We start from the raw sequence: 20,695 nt of genomic DNA on the forward strand, positions 1-20,695 counted from the left end.
ACTTTTCGCAGCGATACCAAAGCGATAGCGAAAAATTGCATGGGGAACACGGTCTTCGCTTTTGGATTTTAGATACCCCGCATATTCTCGCGCGTAACAGCGCATAAGAGCGGGTAAAAGCTTCACCTGTTAAGTGCAGTGTTACCAAAATAACGCCTTGTCACGGAATATTGAAACACTGTTTATGTGGCGTGGGGTGTCTCAGATTCAACTTAAAGGTGTAAAATTCCTGCTGAAGACTAGCTCTACGACAAGTACGGCACTAGACACCCACTCGCCACAAGGAGCCCCGTCATGGACGACCACCGCCTCAACGCAGAGTCACGCATACAAGGCATTACAGAGTCGCCGCTTTTAGAACCTTCTAAGCCGCGGACTGCCAGACCTATCGCCTGGTCGATTCTTATATGCGCGATTCTCTGCGTAATAGCCGCAATTATTATTCCATTCCTCACCAAACAAACCACTCTCTCACTTGTGCTGTATGCGATCGGCGGTGTGCTCACAGTTCTCGCACTCATCATATTCACCCGCCGGAACCGGCCAAGCGTGGCGACGGTCGCCCACAAAAGCGTTGATATTTTTGGCGTTACACGCGCAGAACGCGAGTCTATCTACCAGCAAGCTACCGCTCAGCTTGAGGATCAGCAGGCGAAAACGCGGCAGAAAAGTCTCTATACCCTGCTTGCGCTCGTCGATAAATGCCTTGAGGACGAAACTTTAAGCTACGAAGACCGCAATAAGGAGGGGCAGCGCATCGTCAATAAGATCAGCGGGTACATTCAGTCTCCGCCGATTTTTGACCCGCACGCCCTGGAGCTTACGCACGGCGCATTTCACGCGAAGAGCGCCCTTCTGCGCGAAGAAGCTGAGCTGCGTTTCGGCCTGATGCAGCAGATCCGCGACCGTCTGCGAGCCCCCTCGGATGCAGGCGGATACCAGGACGGCCCGTGGACGAACTTTGAATACGATTTTTCGGGAAGCACCTTCTTCTACCCCATCGAGTTCAGCCGAGTCTTCTTCAATAAGACCGCTGATTTCAGCGGGTGCACCTACATGTACGAAGCCGATTTTAGCGGCACAATCTACCGTAACTGGGCGGATTTCCGCGGTTCTACCTATCTGGCGCACGCAAACTTTAGTGGGTCTTCGTACCACGGCGCGGCATCGTTGAACGATTCCGTATACCGCAGCACCGCAGACTTTAGCGGCAACCTGTACCTGGATCAGGCGAACTTTAGCGGGTCTACGTACCATGAGGCGGTAACTTTCGTGAATTCCACGTACCGCAGCTGGGCGGTGTTCCGTAACTCAACGTACCTTGGCGCGGTGGATTTCAGCCGCTCTGAGTACCATAATCAGGCGAACTTCCATAACTCCGTCTACACCGGTACCGTGACCTTCAACAACTCCGTTTATCATAATCAGGCGAACTTCCATAACTGCGTGTACACGCGGGTGGCAAGTTTTGGCGACTGCACCTATCATCGGGCGGATTTCAGCGGGTCTGTCTACACGGACGACGTGCATTTCAATAACTGCCGTTACGGTGGCGATGTGTATTTCCGCCGGTCTGTCTATATCGGTTGGGCTGATTTTCAGGGTTCGGTGTACAGCAAGTGGGCGAATTACACGAGCTCGCTGTACTACGGTCTGGCGGGGTTCCAGAACTCGACGTATGCCGACAAGGCGCTCTTTAGGGGTTCCGTATATGGTAATGCGGTAACCTTCCAGGGTTCTGTCTTTACCGGCGCGGCACCCGCTTTCATGAATGTTGAGGCGTGGGCGCAGTACATTTCGTTCTTCGCACCGACGGAGAATGTCTTCTCGCTGGGGCAGGGCTACGCTATCGATACCGGTGCCTCCGGGCTGCCGAGCGAGTGCCCGCCGCTGGCTGTGGAGCATCAGCAGTATTTGGCGTATAAAAACGGCGAGTTGCAGGAGATCACCCAGCATCTTCACGGCGACGATGCGCGCAGCACCGATAAGCTGGGTCTGACCAAGGAACTTTCGGGCAGGCTGAAGTCTACCGTTGAGGAACTGCACGCCTGGCGCGAGAAAATCACGACGATCCCGCTGCAGGAGCAAGACCGCCAGCAGGTAGGGGTTTAGGGTCTCTCTCCTGTCTCTTGCGCGTCTTGCGTAAAAAGGCTCTTTATTCGAATAAAGCGTACTTTTCGCCTCTTTATTCGGATAAAGAGCCTTTTTTAGCGGCTGAAATCTGGAGGCGGCGAACAAGGATGCGGTAGGGTGAAGGAGCATGCCCCAACCACCACGCAAGGAGCCACCCGTCATGACCACCGGCGACGAGAAAACTCTGACTGCCTCACGGCAGGATCGCTATCTAAAAGCCGTCGAGCTGCTTGACTCTGCCCACTCGTACACGCGGCTGGGCGCGGTGCATACCCTCGTGGGGCTGGCGGATGAATACCTTGCCGATAAATCCTTATCGGAAGAAGAAAAGCACACGGAGGGCCAGCGCATCGTAGATGTTCTCTGCGCCTATATCCGTTCCCCTTTTGAGCTCACTTCACACTACTACGAGTTGATCAGAGAGGAACTAACCGGATTTTACGCTGACTCGCCCGAGAAGTTCAGCGCCGACCGTGCGGCTTTCCGGGAGGAGGCGCATATTCGGCAGTCACTTATCGAGAAGATCAGCGACCATATGCGGTGGTCCTTGGCTGCTGGTGTAGCGGAGTTACCTCATGGATACCCAGAGCACGATTGCGTTGTTCCGGGGAGCTGGTCTGAGTTTACATATGATTTTTCGGGTAGTGTGTTCTTTTACCCGGTTCATTTTGTACGGACTTTCTGGGGTGAGACCGCGAATTTTGCGGGGTGTACGTATTTTTCACGGGTGCAGTTTAGTGGCTCATTCTTCGCGCAGGGTGCCCTGTTGTGTCGCTCTAATTATCATGAGGACACGGCTTTTAACGGCTCGTATTACGCTGGGGATGCCGATTTTTCGGGTTCGCTCTATCACGGTGCTAACGATTTTATGGGATGCGCCTACGGTGAAGCGGCGAGCTTCAAGGACTCTGTCTTCGATGGTTGGTCTGGTTTTACCGGTTCTTCGTATAGTGGTTCTGCTGATTTTAGTGCCTCGATGTACCGTGCAGGCTGTGATTTCAGTTCTTCGCATTATAGGCAACAGGCTATTTTTGAGAACTCTTTCTATGGCGGGGCGGCAATATTCCACCAATCTGTTTATCGAGGAAATGCGGATTTCAGTTTTTCCGTGTATGCAGACCAGAGCGATTTTAGCGGGTCTTCATACGACGGTGCGGTTCTTTATCTGGGGTCTGTGTATGCGCAGACAGTCGATGCGAGGGCATGTGATTACGTCCAAGAACCGATCTTCGTTTCAGGCACGAACGAGGATGATGCGGCTTCTATTTTTGGGTCTGATCAGAACACTTTTGCCGGTATGGGATCTGAAGGTTCTGGGCTTCCGCTTGGTTGCTGGTTCATGAGGTCTGCCGAAGTGGAGTATCTTGCCGAGCATGAGCAGCAACTTTCGCAGATTCTAGAAGAGATGCGCCAGACCGGAGATGCAGGTGAACGCAAGGAATTGCGCGGAAAGCTTCGGAATTTCCTCACGGATGTACTGGTGTGGCGAGATTCGGCAACTCAAGTTGGTGAAGGGTTAGCTGACCGTCCCATGAGTGCACCGGATACCCCATCCTCTGGCGATACAGAGGCTGCCTGGGATGCGTGGTTCCGGGAGCATATGACCCCTGAGACTCCCTAAGTTTGTTGTTCACGAGACGGCAACGAATGTACTAACCAGAAACTAGAAAATCCTGTGGCGTACCCGAAAGATACGGTAGGGTAGAATGCAGAAAGAAATCACCAAGTCGTTAGGAACTCACCATATTATGGTAGAGAAATATAACTCTACAAGTTCTACCTCTGTAAGGGAAACACCTACTCCTACCAGTCACAAAACCATAAGATCACATATATTGTTTCTCATAGCTACTATGATGATAATCAGTTTATTATGTATATATATTGTGCCTGAATGGATGTACCCAACGTCGAATCTATCTGGTGACATGCTGCTCTCCGCAGTGCAGTCCCAATTATCTCTACAGATTACGGTAATCTGTATTACCTTTGCCATAATTTTTGGGTTGCTACTGTTAAATCTAAGGCAACAAAAAAGATACCTTACCTCCCAAAAAATGCGTATAAAAATCTTAGAAGAGAATATTCATAAATCTACCGAATATTCTTTCATTATCCGTCAGGATAATAGGCGTAAAAGGTATATAGATGGCGTAGAAAAACTTTGGGACAAAAACGCACACGTTCGCCTAGGTGGAGTTCACGTTCTTACCGACCTTATAGACGAGTGGCTTAAAGAAAAATACTTAGATTATCAAAAGCGGCTTGAGGAAGGCCAAGTTATCATAAATGTTCTATGCACCTACATACGCTCTTCATTCACTTTAGAGTCAAAATATAAGGAGCTATCACAAAATGATCCTAATGGAAGCTACCAGGAGAATAAATACCACCAAAACTTTTACGAAGATCAAGAAGGTTTCAAGGCAGAAAAAACCGTTCGCATAAGTATTATACAAAAAATTCGCGAACATCTACAGAGCTCCCCGGATAGCAATAATGAGAACCTTGGAGGAGCATGGTCAGATTTTGACTACGATTTTTCAAGAATAAATTTCTTTTATCCGGTAGACCTTAGTGGGGCACACTATAATAAATCAGTTAACTTCAATAGCTCTATATATAAAGAAGAAACCAATTTCAGCTACTCTACATATAGAGGAAGCGTTGACTTTAGTGGATCTTCATACTACAAAGAAGTAAATTTTGAAGGTTCTACTTATATGAATTACGCACACTTTATCGAATCCCTATATTACGGCGGAGGAAATTTCAAAAAATCAAATTACGAAAGAAAAGCAGCATTTAGAAAATCACTTTATTGTGGCTTTATCGATTTCGGCGAGTCAGTGTATAAAAATGATGTAGATTTTAATAATTCATACTACCTTGGTTCAGTCAACTTTAAATATTCAACCTACCACGGTAATGCTTATTTTAATTCCTCACTGTATTCTGGTTATGCCAATTTCAGGTATTCAAAATATCATAAAGGCTCTGATTTTAGGATGTCCACTTATGCTAAAGAAGTCAGGTTTGGTTCATCAACTTATAATAGTTGGGCAAATTTTTATGGATCAATATTTCATAAATCTGCATATTTTGAATTTTCCACTTATAATGTCGAACCCCCTCTATTCTCAATAGATCTCGAATATGTACAATATACTACATTATTTAATGCTAAATACAACACTTTTCACACCCGCACAGATAGCCCCTATAACATAATTCTAAATTCATCAAAATTACCCACTTTATGCACCCCTGTGACCCGAGAACAGAAAAAAGAAATTAACTATCTATTCCATAAAACATTTGATTCTATAAAAAATCTACCCTCATTCCCAAAGATGTCTCTAGAAGATCTGCAATCCATATGTGGGTGGATGGATAGCAGGAAAGATGATCTCACAGCCACATGTCCAGACATCGAGTAAGTTAAGTGTACACAAAAGGACTCTTGGGTTATATCTCAAGATTTTGAGATTCACCATGAAATAAAGAGGTTGTAGATTAGTGTAGGAGTGTATATATCTAACCCTCACGAAAAAATTTCTAGTCTCATGAATAATACGTCAACTTTAAAAATCTCACGGCAGGAACGTTACCTAAAAGCCGTCGAATTGCTCGACTCCGCGCACTCCTACACACGGCTAGGCGCTGTGCACGCACTCGTGGCGCTGGCGGATGAATACCTCGCCGATAAATCCTTATCGGCGGAAGAAAAGCACCTAGAGGGCCAGCGCATCGTTGATGTTCTCTGCGCCTACATCCGCGCCCCTTTTGAGCTTGCATTTCGGTACGATGAGCTCTCACAGGATAAGCCCAACCCTCACGGCAGCTATCGAGAGAACCACCAAGAGTTTTCCGTACACAGAGCAGAACTTTTGGCAGAAGCAAAGGTTCGTCAGCAGGCTTTGCAGGAAATTCACCGCCGGTTGCGCCATTTTCCTCAGGGTGACAGAAGGAGTTATGTAGAAGGCTCGTGGTCTAGGTTTGAGTACGATTTCTCGAATAGTGTTTTCTTCTACCCGGTTGATATGAAGGATTCCTGGTATCAGAATTCCGTTGATTTCAGCGGGTGCACGTACTACGCCAGCGCCGAGTTCAGCGGTTCCACCTATGAACGAAGCGCCTATTTTTGCGATTCTACGTACTACGATTGGGTTTTCTTCAACAACTCAACCTATTTTGGAGAAACCCAGTGGAGCGGATCTACGTACCATGATTCGGCGCGTTTCAGTTGGTCTGTTTACTATGGCGAGGTTTCCTTCCACGATTCTGTTTATGGTGGTTCGGTCTTCTTCGATCAGTCTCTCTACTACGATGAGGCTTTATTCTATAGCTCTACTTATCGGGGTGAGGCTGGGTTCGACGGCTCGCTGTACCGAGGCTCAGTTTTTGTGAGTGATTCAGTCTTTGGCGGCGAGGTTTTCTTGTACGGGTCTGTTTTCTGCGGTACTTTGAATTTTGGTACCGACTTTTTCGGGGAACCGTATCCTTCGCGGTTTGTTCAGAGCGCACCCTGTTTTGTTGCTGAGAAGAAGGATACGCGGGCAACGTTATTTGGCTCGTCCAGCAATGATTTTGTGGTTGAGGATAGCGGCTACTCTATAGCTCTCGGATCTGACGGTCTTCCGCTGGGATGCGGTTTTCTGTCTATAGAACAGGCAGACTATCTTGCGGCAAAGTTCCGGGAGGTGTATGAGGCGCGAACTTATCTTCGTGACTCACAGGCCCCGCAGGAGCGGCGAGAGCTTTTTGAAAGATTGGAGGCGCTCAGTGAAGAGCTACGAGCCTTCCGGAAGGACGTTACTACCCTGCCGCTTAGCAACTAAATTTCCCCGCGCGTACGAACTATCTACGGTAGGGTAGAAAAGGAATACACCACTCACTCATGAGGAATAGATAGTTGATACCAAAAGAACGCGAAGATGTAGAGGCTACATTAGAACAGAGCACTACGCCAGATCCTTTACAAAAGGAGAAAAGACAGGGGCAATTTGTATGCTGGCTCAAATCCCAGCCAATTAATAAGATCGTAGGTAGTACCCTCATCATCGAAGCGCTGTGGGTAGCCTTATTCTGGTTCATGCCTCAAGTCCTCCACTGGTGGAGTTGGAACCCAGCTGTTAGTGCCGACCATTTCGCACAGTTCTATTTTGCGTGGGGTCTTGGGATCCTCTCACTCGGATATATAGTGCTGATTCTGTGGCCTATCTTCAAAAAAGATGATGATCCTCGCTGGTTCCATGCACGCATTCTTTCTAGTGGCATAGTGGGTGGCTCATATGCGTTCCTGTTACCTGTTGTTATGAGCCTACCCGAAGGTAGCGTTAATTCTGGTGGAGCGGCGGCGCTTCGGCAAGCAATTCTTCTAGCAACAGGTGGTCTTATCGCTCTTATTGCGCTCGGCGAGACTCGCCGAAAAAATAATAACGACCGTGAAGCTGCTGAGAATCTTCGGGAGCATCAAGAAAATATGCTTATTCAACAAAAGGAACAGTTTGAAGCGAATGCTTTTAAGGACCGTAAAGCAGAACGACGAGAACGATATACTAAAGCGGTAGAGCAGCTAGGCGATGAGAAAGCGCCTGTTCGTATGGGTGGCGTATATACACTTGTTGGGCTCGTGGACGAATGGCTCGAAGAAGAGTCTATAAGAAAATATGACAGACTCAAAGAAGGACAGGTTATCATCAATAACCTCTGCGCCTATATTCGTTCCCCATTCACTCTTGCTACTCGATATGATGAGCTAAATGAAGATAACCCTACATCTGATGGGGTTTATAAAGATAACCAACAGAAATTCTATACAGATAAAGCAGAGTTAAAAGCTGAAGCAGATGTTCGTCTAGGAATTATTAAAGAAATTCATTACCGACTACAAGGCCCAGGGACAGACACACCAGGCACATGGTCAGATTTTGAATATGATTTCTCAGAAAGCACGTTCTTCTATCCCGTAGACCTATCAGATTCTTATTATTTTAAATCTGTTAATTTCGGTGGTTCCATATATCAGAATACGGCTGACTTCAGCGGTTCCACATATCAGAATACGGCTAGCTTTGGCGGTTCCACCTACCAGAGATGGGCTAACTTCAGCGACTCAATCTATCAGGGCTGGATTAGCTTCGGTGACTCCATTTACCAGGGATCGACTTACTTCGTTGGCTCAGTCTACCGGGGTTTGACTAGCTTCGGCGGTTCTACCTACCAGGATTCAGTTGACTTCAGTGACTCTACCTACCGAGGCTCGGCTAACTTCGGTGGATCCACCTATAAAGCAGAAACTAAGTTTAATGACTCTCTTTACGAGTCTAGCGTAAATTTCAGCAATTCTACCTACTATGATCAAGTAGACTTCCATGGGTACGGGTTAGGCAGTCGACATGAAGGAGTAATATACAGAGGCACTGCCAATTTTAGCCATTCCATATATCTTGAACCCCCTGTTTTTGGATGTTCTAATTACGAGAAAGAGGTAAATTTTAATGATTCGATTTATAACAAATCAGTCGATTTTGGTGCATCTACAAAATATAAAAGCAAGGCTGATTTTAGCGGATCGGTTTATTATGGAAAAGCTTCAATCGGGGCATCATCCTATGAGTCCCAAGTTGACTTCCGTAATTCTATCTATATAGATGAAGCTGATTTTAGTTACTCTAGATTTCATGAATCCTACTATTTTGATGGTTCTGTATTCTGCAGTTCCTTAGAATTACAGGGATCCGCCCCCGATAAAGAAAATCCAAGATTTATTCATGATTATCCTACATATACGAACCCTCGACCTGAAAACGATAAGATAAATAGGCATATTACCTTATTTTCTTCTACGGGAAATAATTTTGATATCGCACTTCAAGGAGGTCAATATACTCCAAATATATCCAACGCTTTAGAATATTATAAATTCCTATATCCCTTAACATCAAAGCATTTAGAGGAATATAGTAAGATAATTAATGGAATAAACAATGCAAGAAATGACTTCAAATATATAAAAAACATACAAGATAAAGATAAATACATTACTATTTTAAAAAATATAAATATAGAACTTCATTTATGGAGAAAAAATGTAACAACTGTAACTTTACAAAATGGGAATATTATATCTAACTAAAATTTAGAGATAAACCAAATCTTTTATACAGGCTTCTCTCCTGAGGTATACCACCCCTGCTTCCCTACCAAAATCTTCGAGACTGTCAAGGAGTCTATACCTTCTGTAATCCCTACCCTGAGACCAAGGATAGCCTTGAAGACACAAAGTGCTGCACCCAAACTCATTAAATATTTGTAAGGTAAACCTTAAGTCAAAATTCAGAAAAATCTGAGACGTGATGTGAAGATGCGGTACTGTGGTAATTACACGCACTCATTGTAAGGAGCCTACTCACCGATGAGCAATAAGAAACAGCACGATGAAGAGCATTCTAAAATATACAAAGTATGGTTATGGGTAAAACGGTGGTGGCTGCCTATTGCTATTCTGCTAATCACTAGTATCGGGCTAGCCTGTGCTCTATCCATTCCGCAGCGAGTCTTTGAAACTCCCAGAGAACCAGCCAACGATAAAAGTGCCCCTGTTTTACTGGCTCAGAGCAACCTTCGGTTAGCGTTCCTCTATATAACCGGTGGAGCTATCGCAGTGATGGGTCTTGTCGAAACATTTCGCAAAAACAATAATGAAAAACTCAAGAACGACCAAGACAAAGAGAAAAACGACAAGGATCACCGGCGACAGGTTAGGGCAGAACGCCGAGAACGGTACACCAAGGCGGTAGAACAGCTAGGTGATGAGAAAGCACCTATTCGTATGGGCGGGGTATATACATTAGTTGGTCTCATAGATGAGTGGCTCGAAGACGAGTCTATAGAAAAATATGAAGACAGACTCAAAGAAGGACAGGTTATTATCAATAACCTCTGCGCCTATATCCGCTCCCCCTTCACTCTCGCTTCTCATTATGATGAGTTATCTAAACCTAGCCCCACGCCTAAGGGAATATATAAAGGTAAAAAAGAAAAATTCTATGCAGACAAAGCCACATTAGATTCTGAAGCAGACGTTCGTCTAGGAATTATTAAAGAAATTCACGACCGTCTACAGGGCCCAGACAAAAACACGCCGGGGGCATGGTCAGACTTTGAATATGATTTCTCGGGAAGCACCTTCTTCTACCCAATAGACCTTACGAACTCTTACTACGCAAAACCTATTAATTTCAGTGGCTCCACCTACCAGGGCGGGGCTTACTTCACCGACTCCATCTACCAGGGCGGGGCTGACTTCATCGGCTCCACCTACCAGAGTTGGGCTGACTTCACCGACTCCATCTACAAGGGCGGGGCTGACTTCATCGGCTCCACCTACCAGAGTTGGGCTAACTTCAGCAGCTCCACCTACCAGAGTTGGGCTAACTTCAGCGGGTCTATTTTCTGTAGTGAAATATATTTCGGCTACAGTAAATACCACGACATTTCTTCTCGCTTCACTGGCTGCGCCCCTCAGTTTTATAACGAAAAAAACTGCAAAAACACGCTTTTTGGCTCACCTGATAATGATTTCACAGTAGATACCGATAAAGGTTATCCTATTATTCTAAATTCCGAAGGCTTACCCCTTAGCTGTGAATTCCTGACTTCAGAGCAGAAAGAATACCTTAAAGATAAGTTCCAAGAAATAGACGAAACAAAGAATAAACTTCTTGAGGCAAAAGATGACGAAGAGAAAGCTAGGCTTTCAGACATGCTGCGGTCTCTTTATAAAGAGCTCCGTAAATGGCGAGAGAAAGTCACCACAGTAAAAGTGGAAGACGTAGTAGCAGAAGATACAGGGAGCTAATCAACTTGTATAGTGTTGGGGACAGCTATTCTTTAATAGCTGCCCCCAACACTATACGGCTCTCCCTAGTACGCGAAAGTACCGGCGGTTTATGTAGCTGCTCGCCCTTACTCCCCTGCCAAAACATTCGGGTTCAGCGGCGTACTTAGCGCCTCCACCAGGTGCCTCAACTACATCAAAACCAGGCCCTCACGCAGGGCTCGGTAAACACCCCTGCAGCATATACTATTCGTCTTCTTCGTAGACATAATCCTTGAAATAGTTAGGGTCGCCGTCGCTATCTAGCCAGAGCTCAAACCAGCCCAGGAAGTCCTGACGCTCACAGCAGGGGCTAACACCCACATCCGAGAAGCTCCACACCTCACCGGCGCACGGCCCGGCGGTAATCAGCTCATAGGTCATGCCGCACCCCTCATCCATGAGCTCAACACCCTGGTTCCCCAGCTTACGCTCAAAAGACTCGTCGCTAAGCTGCTCTTCGTCCTCCTCATCCTCCCAAACCCAGCCGTCCGTGAGCGTCATGGGGAGGGAAAGGTCTTTGCGCTCAATCTCTGCGAGCCGGTGAATGGGACTGGCGCTGATACTCTCCGTCTCCGGGTCGTTCCAGCCGTCACCAACCTCCAGCAGAAACAGCCGGTACGCCTGCGGCAGGCGGGTGTTGCAGGCACGTTCAAAAGCAATAATGTCTGCCTCCGAAACGGTAGGCCCCAGGTCGATATTCTTCTGAGCGACTTTAGCCTTAATACGCTCGATTACGCTCGGGTATTCTTCAGGCTTGTAGATAGGCACAAAAACTCCTCAAAATAGGTTCTTCGGTTTCACAGGGTCAGCGCGAGCCTTTGTACTAGCCGCTGTACGCTGTTTCTCTTCCAGCGGTCCTAAAGTTATGGGTGGACTATGCCCATTAATTCCGGCTGAATTCATGCCATAATGGAAACACATATCCACCGTAACTCTTGTCACATGAACGAATTTAATAACTCCATCATTATCTACCAGCCACATGCCGATCAACCCGCCGTCGATGTTCGTCTAGAAGGCGAGACGGTATGGTTGAGCCAGCGGCAGATGGCCGAGCTATTCGATGTAGATGTGCGTACCATCAGCGAGCACCTGTCCAACGTATTTTCTAGCGGTGAGCTGGAGAAAGAGGCAACTATCCGGAAATTCCGGATAGTTCGACACGAAGGTACGCGCAATGTAACGCGAAGTGTTGAGCACTACAACCTGGACGCCATTATCTCCGTGGGATACCGGGTCAAATCAGCCACAGCCACGCAGTTCCGTATCTGGGCCACCAAACGCCTGAGGGAATACCTGGTGCAGGGGTACAGCATTAACCAGCAGCGGCTTGAGCAGCTTGGGCAGATTGTAGAGGTCATGGCGCGGGCAGATAATCATCTCGTGGCCGGTACTGGTGAAGTGCTCTCAGCCTATATACCGAGCCTGCAGACCCTGCGTGACTATGACGAAGGCACACTTTCTGCCAGCGAGTCCACCGGGAACGCGCCGGTGTGGCAGCTCACGCATGCCGATGCACAGGCAATCATTGCCCGTGCACGCAGCGAGTTCCCGCAGGATAGGCTTTTCGGACTCGAAAACGGAGATAAGCTCAAGTCGGTCGTCGCTACCATCTACCAGAGCTTCGCGGGTCAGGATCTCTACAAAACCACCGAACAAAAGGCAGCGAATTTACTGTACCTTATGGTCAAAGACCACCCACTGGTTGATGGGAATAAACGCAGCGCAGCAGTCTTGTTCATTGAGTTTTTATCCCGGAATAACTTGCTATTTTCGGCCGATGGCACACCGCTCGTCTCCAACAACGCCTTAGCGGCAATGACCCTGATGGTTGCCATGAGCAACCCGAAAGAAAAGGACCTGATGGTAGCCCTCGTGGAACGGCTCATTAGCCCGGCTGCGCACTAGCCTCTGCTTCCCTGACCCGCTAAGTGCGTCTCTACTCCCCCACCAAGGTCTTCGGATCCAGCGGCGTACTCGTACCTTCCGCCAGATGCTCTAGGCGCCTCAAGATTAAACCTTCGCGCAGAGCCCAAGGGCAGACGCGCATCGTTTCGATACCAAAGGTTTCCATCGCGGCCTCAGCCGCCATTGCACCCGCGAGAACCTGGTCGGCGCGCATCCGGGAAACACCGGGCAGGTCAGCGCGCTCGGCGGGAGCCATAGCCTCCATGCGGCGAGTCCACAGGCGCAAATCCGTCACATGCATTTCACGCTTCACATGCGGCTCCGCAGAATACGGTGCCGCCCCGCAAATACGCGCCAGCGAACGGAACGTCTTCGAGGTGCCCACCACCATATTCGGCTCGCCAAATGCCAGCAACCGCTGCGCCACCGGTTCAATCTGCTCGCGCACATACCTGCGCAAGCGCTTCGTCTGCTTCGGCGAAGGCGGCTGTTCATCAAAGAACTCGCGGGTCAGGCGGCCGGCGCCCAACGGAACCGACATTGCAGCATCCGGCAGGGCATCCGTGCCCGTGGAGAACTCGAAAGACCCTCCCCCAATATCAAAATTCAGGATGCGCCCCGCGCCCCACCCCTGCCAGCGGCGCACCGCGAAATAGGTGATAGCGGCCTCTTGATCGCCCGAAATCTCGCTCAAACTCACGCCGGTCTTCAACCGCACATACTGCAGAACCTCGGCGCCATTACCGGCCTCACGAATAGCGGAGGTCGCGAAGGCGAGCAGGTCTTCGGCGTTATTCTCAATGGCGAAATCGCGCGCAGACTTCACGAACTCGGTCAGCGCGGCGCGGCCTTCATCAGAAATATCGCCCGACGGTGTCAAATACTGCACCAGCTGCAGCGGAATCTTATGCGAGGCATACGGCTCGGGGCGGGCGCCCGGGTGGCCGTCAAGCAACAGCAGGTGAACAGTATTTGAGCCAACATCAAGAACACCGAGGCGCACGGCGCGCTCCTATCCCCCAGCCACCGCCGGGATAACGTACAACTTCATTAAGTGTGGCACAAGTCGCCGCATGATGCGCGCAATCCACCGCCGGGTCTGCGCGGGTTCGCCCGTCACACATGGACGCACAGGCTAGGGAGCGCGAGTCGCGCATCCATGTAAATCATGCCAAGCGAAAGCATCGACACAAAACAAACGGATACGTAGCCCACACTTTCGTGAGCAGCGCATCCGTATTGTTGGGAAGAAGAAAGGACTAGTCCTTCTTAGCCGCAGTCTTCTTTGCAGTAGTGGACTTTTTAGCGGTTGTTTTCTTCGCGGTGCTCTTCTTGGCGGTTGTCTTTTTCGCCGCAGTCTTACGCTTCGCAGGCCCCTTGGCACGCTTTTCGGCGAGCAGTTCGACGGCGCGCTCATGGGTGAGCGATTCGATGGTTTCCGAGCGCGGCACCGTAATGTTGGTAACGCCGTCGGTAATGTACGGTCCGAATCGCCCGTCTTTGACCACGATATTCTTTTCACTGTTCGGGTCTACACCAAGCTCGGCGAGCGGGGGCTTAGCGGCGGCGCGTCCGCGCTGTTTAGGCTGCGCATAAATGTCGAGCGCCTGTTCAAGGGTGATCGTGAAGATTTCTTCCTCAGACCCAATCGACCGCGAGTCGGTACCCTTCTTCAGGTACGGGCCGAACCGCCCGTTCTGCACGGTGATTTCGTTGCCTTCAGCATCGGTACCGAGCACGCGCGGCAAGCTCATGAGTTTGAGCGCATCCTCTAGGGTTACAGTCGCCAAATCCATAGATTTGAAGAGCGATGCGGTGCGCGGCTTAGCGGGCTTGGGCTTCTTCTTCGGCTTGGGTTTGCCGTTCTTGTAGTATTCGGTGGGCTGCGCATCCAGGTACGCCTGAATCTGCTCCTCCGTCATCTCTTCGATAACTTCGGTAACGTAGGGACCATAACGGCCGTCGCGGGCGATAATCTGGTTCCCGGTGGTCGGATCGGTGCCGAGCACGCGCCCATCGGATTTGCCCTGCTCAAGCAGCTCTTTCGCCTTCTCAGCGGTCAGCTCGTCGGGCGCCAAATCGGTGGGAACGTTGGCACGCACGGGGTCAGAGACTTCGCCGGTTTCGGTATTGACAGTGCCTTCAGCCTCAAGATAGGGGCCGAATTTACCCACGCGCAGCACAATGCCGTCAGCAATGCGAATCGAGTTAATATCGCGAGCATCAATATCGCCCAGATTATCCACGATCGGCTTGAGCCCGCGTTTCTTCTGCACCCCGCCGCCGAAGTAGAAGTCGCCCAGCCACTCCACGCGCGATTCTTCGCCGCGGGCAATGCGGTCAAGGTCTTCTTCCATCTGCGCGGTGAACTCGTAGTTCACGTAGGGACCGAAGCTGGTTTCGAGCAGACGCACCACCGAGAACGCAGTCCACGAAGGCACGAGCGAGCCGGAACGCACCTGCACATAGCCACGATCCATAATCGTTGAAATCACGGCGGCGTAGGTGGAGGGGCGCCCAATGCCCAGCTCGTCAAGAGTTTTCACGAGCGAAGCCTCAGTGTAGCGTGGCGGGGGCAGGGTCTCATGCCCGGTGGGTTCAAGTTTCTCAGCAGTGAGCGAGTCGCCCTGCGCGAGCGCGGGCAGGCGTTTCTCAGCGTTCTTGGCATCGCGTTCTGCCAGGCGGGTTGCGTCTACGCCTTCCTCATAGGCGGCGAGGAAGCCGCGGAAGGTGATAACGGTGCCGGATGCTGCAAACTCGGCATCGCGCCCGTTGGATGCGGTTGCCCCTAGCCGCACGGATGCGGTCGAACCGGTGGCGTCTGCCATCTGCGAGGCGATGGTACGCTTCCAGATCAGCTCGTACAGCCGGTATTCGTCGTTGGAGAGCGTGCCGCGCACGGCGTCGGGGGTGCGGAAGGCGTCACCTGCGGGGCGGATTGCTTCGTGCGCTTCCTGCGCGTTTTTGCTCTTGGAGGCGTAGGTGCGCGGCGCGGAAGGCACGTATTCGGTGCCGTAGAGTTCGGATGCTTGGCGGCGTGCCGCCTTCACGGCCTGGTCTGAGAGTGCCACCGAGTCGGTACGCATATAGGTGATGTAGCCGCTCTCGTAGAGGCGCTGGGCAACCTGCATGGTCACGCGCGATGAGAAGCGCAGCTTGCGCGCCGCCTCCTGCTGCAGGGTTGAGGTGGTGAACGGCGCGGCGGGGCGGCGTTTATAGGGTTTGGTTTCGACCGAGCGCACCGAGAAGGGGGCGGCGGTGAGGGCTTCGGCGAGGGTGCGCGCATCCGCTTCTGAGAGGTGGGTGACCTTGGTGGAGGTGAGGGTGCCGTCGTCGGCGAAGTCTTTGCCGGTGGCAACTCGGGTGCCGTCGACCGCCACGAGTTTGGCGTCAAAGCCCTCGTTGCTGGTGGTGATGAAATGTCCGGTTAGATCCCAGTAGTTGGCGGCGACGAAGGCCATGCGTTCGCGTTCGCGTTCAACAACAAGGCGGGTTGCCACGGACTGCACGCGACCCGCGGATAGCCCGCGGCCGACCTTGCGCCACAGTACGGGTGAGATTTCGTAACCGTAGATACGGTCAAGAATACGGCGGGTTTCTTGGGCATCGACCAGGTGCAGGTCAATATCGCGCAGTTCCCCGAAGGCGCGTTCAATGGCTTCGCGGGTGATTTCGGGGAAGGTCATGCGGTAGACGGGAACCTTGGGTTTCAGAACCTCTTTGAGGTGCCAGGCGATCGCTTCACCTTCGCGGTCACCATCGGTTGCGAGGTAGAGGGCGTCAACGTCTTTGAGTTTGCGTTTGAGTTCGGCGACTTTTTTCTTTTTGTCGGGGTTAACCACATAGTAGGGGTCAAAATCGTCGTCGATATTGACCGCGAACTTGCCGACCGGGCCCTTTTTCAGGTTTTCGGGCAGTTCGGAAGGCTGCGGCAGGTCACGAATATGTCCCATGGACGAATCCACCAGAAATTCGTTTCCCAAATAACCGCTGATAGTCTTCACCTTCGATGGTGACTCAACGATCAGCAGCGCTTTTCCGTTCTTTGCCTTGGTGGGCACGGCTCTCCTCATATTTGTATGGTGTAGATGCGATACAACAATAGCGCACATTCTGGCGGTTACGCCTATTAGGTGCGCTTATCACGCATGTGTCTTATCACGTTTTACAGCTTGTGTTTGGATTAAGGGTGTGGATGCAACGATACCAGTTATTATGCACGTCTGTATCGAGTTGGCAACCGTAGATATGGGCCTTAGGCGGGTTGGCGGGCGAAATTAGTTGTATGGAAAATATCCTTCGCCCTGGGCGGGAAGAAGCGGGTATTCGCGGCCGTACACTTTGCGCGGCACAATGCGCACCCACTGCATGAGGTGCCCGCTTTCGTAGTGGCGCAGGCCGAAAGTGTGCACGAGCGGCGGGGTCATTTCGGGCGGCAGCCAGTGCGCCACGCCCTGCACGATCACGGAGCGGATGCCGTTCTCTAGTTCCTCGTCGATTTCAAAGGAGACGCGGCGGCTCATGACCACGGCGGAGAAACGGTCGCCGCGGGTGGTGCGCAGGTAGATTTCGTGGTCGGCTACCCCGTAGAGGACCGGCAGCACGTCTACGAAGTTGCCGTCGGTGAGCACGAGTCGCCCTAGATTGTTGGCCTGCAGGCGCGCCCAGCAGTCTTCGGCGCTCATTTTCTTGGTGGTGTCTGGGGTGTCTTGCATAGTCATTCTTTTAGTGTAGGGGTTTCTTCGTGCCGAAATTGTGATGTTCGGCGCGGCAAAGGCGTGCTTTGCGGGGCCACTCTGGGGTGCCGGGGGTTAGCTGTTTTGGTCTGCGAAGTGCAGAAAGCTTTTTTCGATGAGTTCTCGAATAGCGACCAGCAGGGTGTCGCGCGGATGCTCGTTCTCGGTGCCGAAGGCGGCGCGCGCATCCGGCGTGTAGTCTTCCCAGCCGAGAAGCACGGCGAGCGCACCTAAAATCTGCCCGATGCTCAGCTCACCGTCGCATGCGGAGACGAATCCGGCGGTTTCGGTTGAGAGCAGAATTGTGCGGCACAGCCCGGATCCGGCACGCAGCAGAATTACGTTTGGATGCTCGGCGCCGGGGCGGCCGTGGCGTTCTTCGGTCACGTCTTCGGCGAGAACGAGGTGGGCTTCGGCGAGCGCCTGATCGGTCAGAGCGGTGAGGCGGTCGAAGCGTGCCACGGCCTCGGTGATGCTTTGCGCGATGGGCTGGGCTATGGGGTAGGTGATGTCTTCGAACCGGTTCAGGGGTGCGGTTTCGGTGGTGTGTGCCGGGCGGCGGAGCCAGAGCATCCCGAACCCAATAGAATGAACGTTCCGGTTTTTAAAGTCGTCGAGATAGGCTCGGTAGGTGTTCTCGTAGTGGTCGCGGTCGCGGTTTTCACTCGCGTCTTTGAGCCAGGTTTCCGCATAGGATTCGGGGGTGAGCACTTCGCGCTGAATTACCCACGCCTCGCTCGGGGTGCCGGTGGCTGATTCGGCGAACCAGGTGCGCAGGCGCGCATCCCAGGGCTGCGCTTCGCCTGTATTGTTGCGGTGAATTTCCCAGTTGCCGAGCATCTGGGCGCGCCCGCCGGGCACCAGAACCTCGGGGATGCGCCGAATGAGCGTGCTGACAATATCATCACCGGGCAGCCCGCCGTCACGGTATGTAAACTGGTTGTCGCTGCTTTCGTTTGCGCGGCGCGGGGTAATGACGAACGGCGGGTTTGAGACCACAAGGTCAAACTGCTCCCCCGCCACGGGTTCCAGCAAAGAGCCTTGTCGAAGGCTGACGCGTGCTTCAAGGTTCTGCGGGTCGAGTTTCAGGGCCGGAGCGTTCAACAGCAGGTTAAAACGGGCGAAGGCGAGGGCGCGCGGCGAAATATCGGTGGCCGTCACGTGGTCTGCGTGGGCGAGCAGGTGGAAGGTCTGAATACCGCATCCTGTCCCCACGTCGAGGGCACGCGCCACGGGGGTACGCTCGGTAATCTGCGCCAGGGTTAGGGATGCCTGCCCAATACCCAGCACGTGATCTTTGCGCAGCACCCCGGGTCGCTGATGCGCCCCCAAATCGGAGGCCACCCACAGCTCGGTGCCGTCGTCAGCCGAATGCGGGCGCAGGTCAAACACGGCGCGGTACTGCGGTTCTTCGCCGGGGTTCTCGGGGGTGCAGGTATTTTCTGACTCCGCCGGCTCCACGAGGTTTGCCGCGATAAAGTCGTTAAGCGCGGGTTCGCCGCCGAGCGCATCGGAAAGTTCCGTGCGGGGTAGGGTGCGTGCGAACAGGAAAAACCCGATCATGCGCGCCAGGCGGCGGTCGGGGTCGGTGGTGTGTGCATCATCAAGGATGTTCTGTACCCGCCAGGTGCCGGGCACAACCTGGTCGCGCGCCATTGCCTCAAAAGCGCGCTCCCCCAGCAGGTCACGCACCCCGTCGTAGCTGTAGTTAAGCCTCTCAAGGGCGCCCCGGATGCGCTCAAGCCGGGCGGTATCGTCGCTTATGGGGGCGTCGGGGATGCGGGAGTACAGTTCATCAGCCATACTCCCCATTCTAAGCGCCCCGTTTCTTAACGCCGCGAGCAGGTGGTTTTGGTACGAGCAGGTAGTATTTTCCCACCTGCTCGTACCAAAACCACCTGCTCGCGGTATTCCCACTCGATCTTGGGGGCGGGACTCCGCTATGCCTTCACCGTCAGCGCGGGTTTGATGTCCTTCACAATGGATTCGAGCATCCGCAGGTTGAAGTCCACGCCCAGCTGGTTCGGCACGGTCAGCAGCACGGTATCTGCCGCCTGAACGGCAGCATCACGAGCGAGTTCTTCGGCAATCAGGTCAGGTTCGCCAATGTAGCTGCGCCCAAACCGTGAGAAGGTATTGTCGATAATACCGGTGTAATCCTGCGAATCTTCCTGCGCGCGGCGGCCAAAATAGCGCGCCGAATCGGCATCAATAATGGGGATCACCGAGCGCGAGACCGAAACGCGTGGCACGCGGGTGCGCCCTGCCTTGACCCATTCCTCGCGGTAGAGGCGAATCTGCTCCGCCTGCTGCTGGTCGAAAGGCACACCTTTATCTTCGAGCATCAGCGTTGAAGACATGAGGTTCAGCCCCTGCTGTGCGGTCCACACGGCGGTGCTGTCAGTTCCCGCGCCCCACCATATGCGCTCGCTCAAGCCGGGCGACTGCGGCTGCACGGGGGCGTACTTGCCCTGCACCCGCGCGGAGGGTGCCATGCCCTCACCCCGAATAGCTTTCATAAAGATGTCGAGGTGACGGCGTGCCATCGCACTCTCATCTTCACCTTCGGCGGGGTAATAGCCGAAACTCTCGAAACCGCGGATAACGGATTCGGGCGAGCCGCGTGAGACACCCAGCTGCAGGCGCCCGGCAGAAATCAGGTCGGCCATCGCGGCGAGTTCGGCCATATACAGCGGGTTCTCGTAGCGCATATCGATCACGCCGGTACCAAGCTCAATGCGGCTGGTCTTCGCGGCAATAGCCGACAGAAGCGGGTACGGGGTTGCCTGCTGCTGATCGAAATGGTGCACGCGGAAGAAAGCACCGTCTAGGCCAATGTCTTCGGCGCCTACCGCCAAATCGATAGCCTGGTGCAAAGATTCGGACGCGCTGTTCACGCGCGAACCGGGAATTTCGGCCCAGTGCCCAAAAGAAAGAAAACCAAGTTTTTTCTCTGTGCCCGGCTGTGGTTCAAGATTTTGTACCGCAAGTTCGGTTTTCTGAGTTTCTGATGCGTTCATTGTTATGCCTT

Annotated in this window: 13 protein-coding genes; 7 read left to right on the top strand and 6 right to left on the bottom strand. The window is 52.1% G+C overall.

Going from position 1 to position 20,695, the window contains the following annotated elements; translation table 11 throughout:
• Positions 1 to 294: 294 nt before the first annotated feature.
• From HMPREF2756_RS01175 to HMPREF2756_RS01200, 6 genes are all read left to right on the top strand, one after another.
• A complete protein-coding gene (locus HMPREF2756_RS01175; protein ID WP_070617354.1) occupies positions 295 to 2,112 on the top strand; it encodes a pentapeptide repeat-containing protein in 1,818 nt (605 codons plus the stop codon).
• A gap of 148 nt (positions 2,113 to 2,260) precedes the next feature.
• A complete protein-coding gene (locus tag HMPREF2756_RS01180; protein ID WP_246825781.1) occupies positions 2,261 to 3,754 on the top strand; it encodes a hypothetical protein in 1,494 nt (497 codons plus the stop codon).
• A gap of 85 nt (positions 3,755 to 3,839) precedes the next feature.
• The gene (locus tag HMPREF2756_RS01185; protein ID WP_141747797.1) at positions 3,840 to 5,573 is read left to right on the top strand and encodes a pentapeptide repeat-containing protein; all 1,734 of its coding nucleotides are present in this window, start codon (positions 3,840 to 3,842) and stop codon (positions 5,571 to 5,573) included.
• A gap of 126 nt (positions 5,574 to 5,699) precedes the next feature.
• Positions 5,700 to 6,974, top strand: coding sequence for a hypothetical protein (locus HMPREF2756_RS01190; protein WP_070617357.1), 1,275 nt, complete (start codon positions 5,700 to 5,702; stop codon positions 6,972 to 6,974).
• 74 nt (positions 6,975 to 7,048) lie between these two features.
• Positions 7,049 to 9,274, top strand: coding sequence for a hypothetical protein (locus HMPREF2756_RS01195; RefSeq protein ID WP_141747798.1), 2,226 nt, complete (start codon positions 7,049 to 7,051; stop codon positions 9,272 to 9,274).
• A gap of 279 nt (positions 9,275 to 9,553) precedes the next feature.
• On the top strand, positions 9,554 to 10,999 hold the full coding sequence (locus HMPREF2756_RS01200) for a pentapeptide repeat-containing protein (protein WP_246825782.1): 1,446 nt from the start codon (positions 9,554 to 9,556) through the stop codon (positions 10,997 to 10,999).
• Positions 11,000 to 11,224: 225 nt separating this feature from the next.
• Here the strand turns inward: HMPREF2756_RS01200 and HMPREF2756_RS01205 are convergent, their stop codons facing one another.
• Positions 11,225 to 11,788, bottom strand: a complete 564-nt coding sequence (locus HMPREF2756_RS01205; RefSeq protein WP_070617358.1) for an SMI1/KNR4 family protein — start codon at positions 11,786 to 11,788, stop codon at positions 11,225 to 11,227.
• A gap of 174 nt (positions 11,789 to 11,962) precedes the next feature.
• Between HMPREF2756_RS01205 and rhuM the strand changes: the two genes are divergently transcribed.
• Positions 11,963 to 12,928, top strand: coding sequence for a virulence RhuM family protein/type II toxin-antitoxin system death-on-curing family toxin (gene rhuM / locus HMPREF2756_RS01210; protein WP_070617359.1), 966 nt, complete (start codon positions 11,963 to 11,965; stop codon positions 12,926 to 12,928).
• Positions 12,929 to 12,959: 31 nt separating this feature from the next.
• Here rhuM and HMPREF2756_RS01215 read toward each other — a convergent pair whose 3' ends face one another.
• The 5 genes from HMPREF2756_RS01215 to HMPREF2756_RS01235 all read right to left on the bottom strand — a co-directional run bounded on the left by HMPREF2756_RS01215 (position 12,960) and on the right by HMPREF2756_RS01235 (position 20,684).
• Positions 12,960 to 13,931: a Ppx/GppA phosphatase family protein gene (locus HMPREF2756_RS01215; protein WP_070617361.1), complete on the bottom strand. Its 972-nt coding sequence runs from the start codon at positions 13,929 to 13,931 to the stop codon at positions 12,960 to 12,962.
• A 256-nt stretch (positions 13,932 to 14,187) separates the two neighbouring features.
• Entirely contained in the window at positions 14,188 to 16,989 is a 2,802-nt protein-coding gene (topA, locus tag HMPREF2756_RS01220) for a type I DNA topoisomerase (protein ID WP_070617364.1), read from the bottom strand.
• 216 nt (positions 16,990 to 17,205) lie between these two features.
• Complete coding sequence (locus HMPREF2756_RS01225) at positions 17,206 to 17,643, bottom strand: pyridoxamine 5'-phosphate oxidase family protein (protein ID WP_238382334.1); 438 nt, start codon at positions 17,641 to 17,643, stop codon at positions 17,206 to 17,208.
• Between the two features lie 96 nt (positions 17,644 to 17,739).
• Entirely contained in the window at positions 17,740 to 19,467 is a 1,728-nt protein-coding gene (locus tag HMPREF2756_RS01230) for a DUF7059 domain-containing protein (protein WP_070617790.1), read from the bottom strand.
• A 137-nt stretch (positions 19,468 to 19,604) separates the two neighbouring features.
• On the bottom strand, positions 19,605 to 20,684 hold the full coding sequence (locus HMPREF2756_RS01235) for an LLM class flavin-dependent oxidoreductase (RefSeq protein ID WP_210393485.1): 1,080 nt from the start codon (positions 20,682 to 20,684) through the stop codon (positions 19,605 to 19,607).
• Positions 20,685 to 20,695: the final 11 nt, after the last annotated feature.

The organism is Rothia sp. HMSC067H10 (genome assembly GCF_001810635.1).
Taxonomy (GTDB): domain Bacteria; phylum Actinomycetota; class Actinomycetes; order Actinomycetales; family Micrococcaceae; genus Rothia; species Rothia dentocariosa.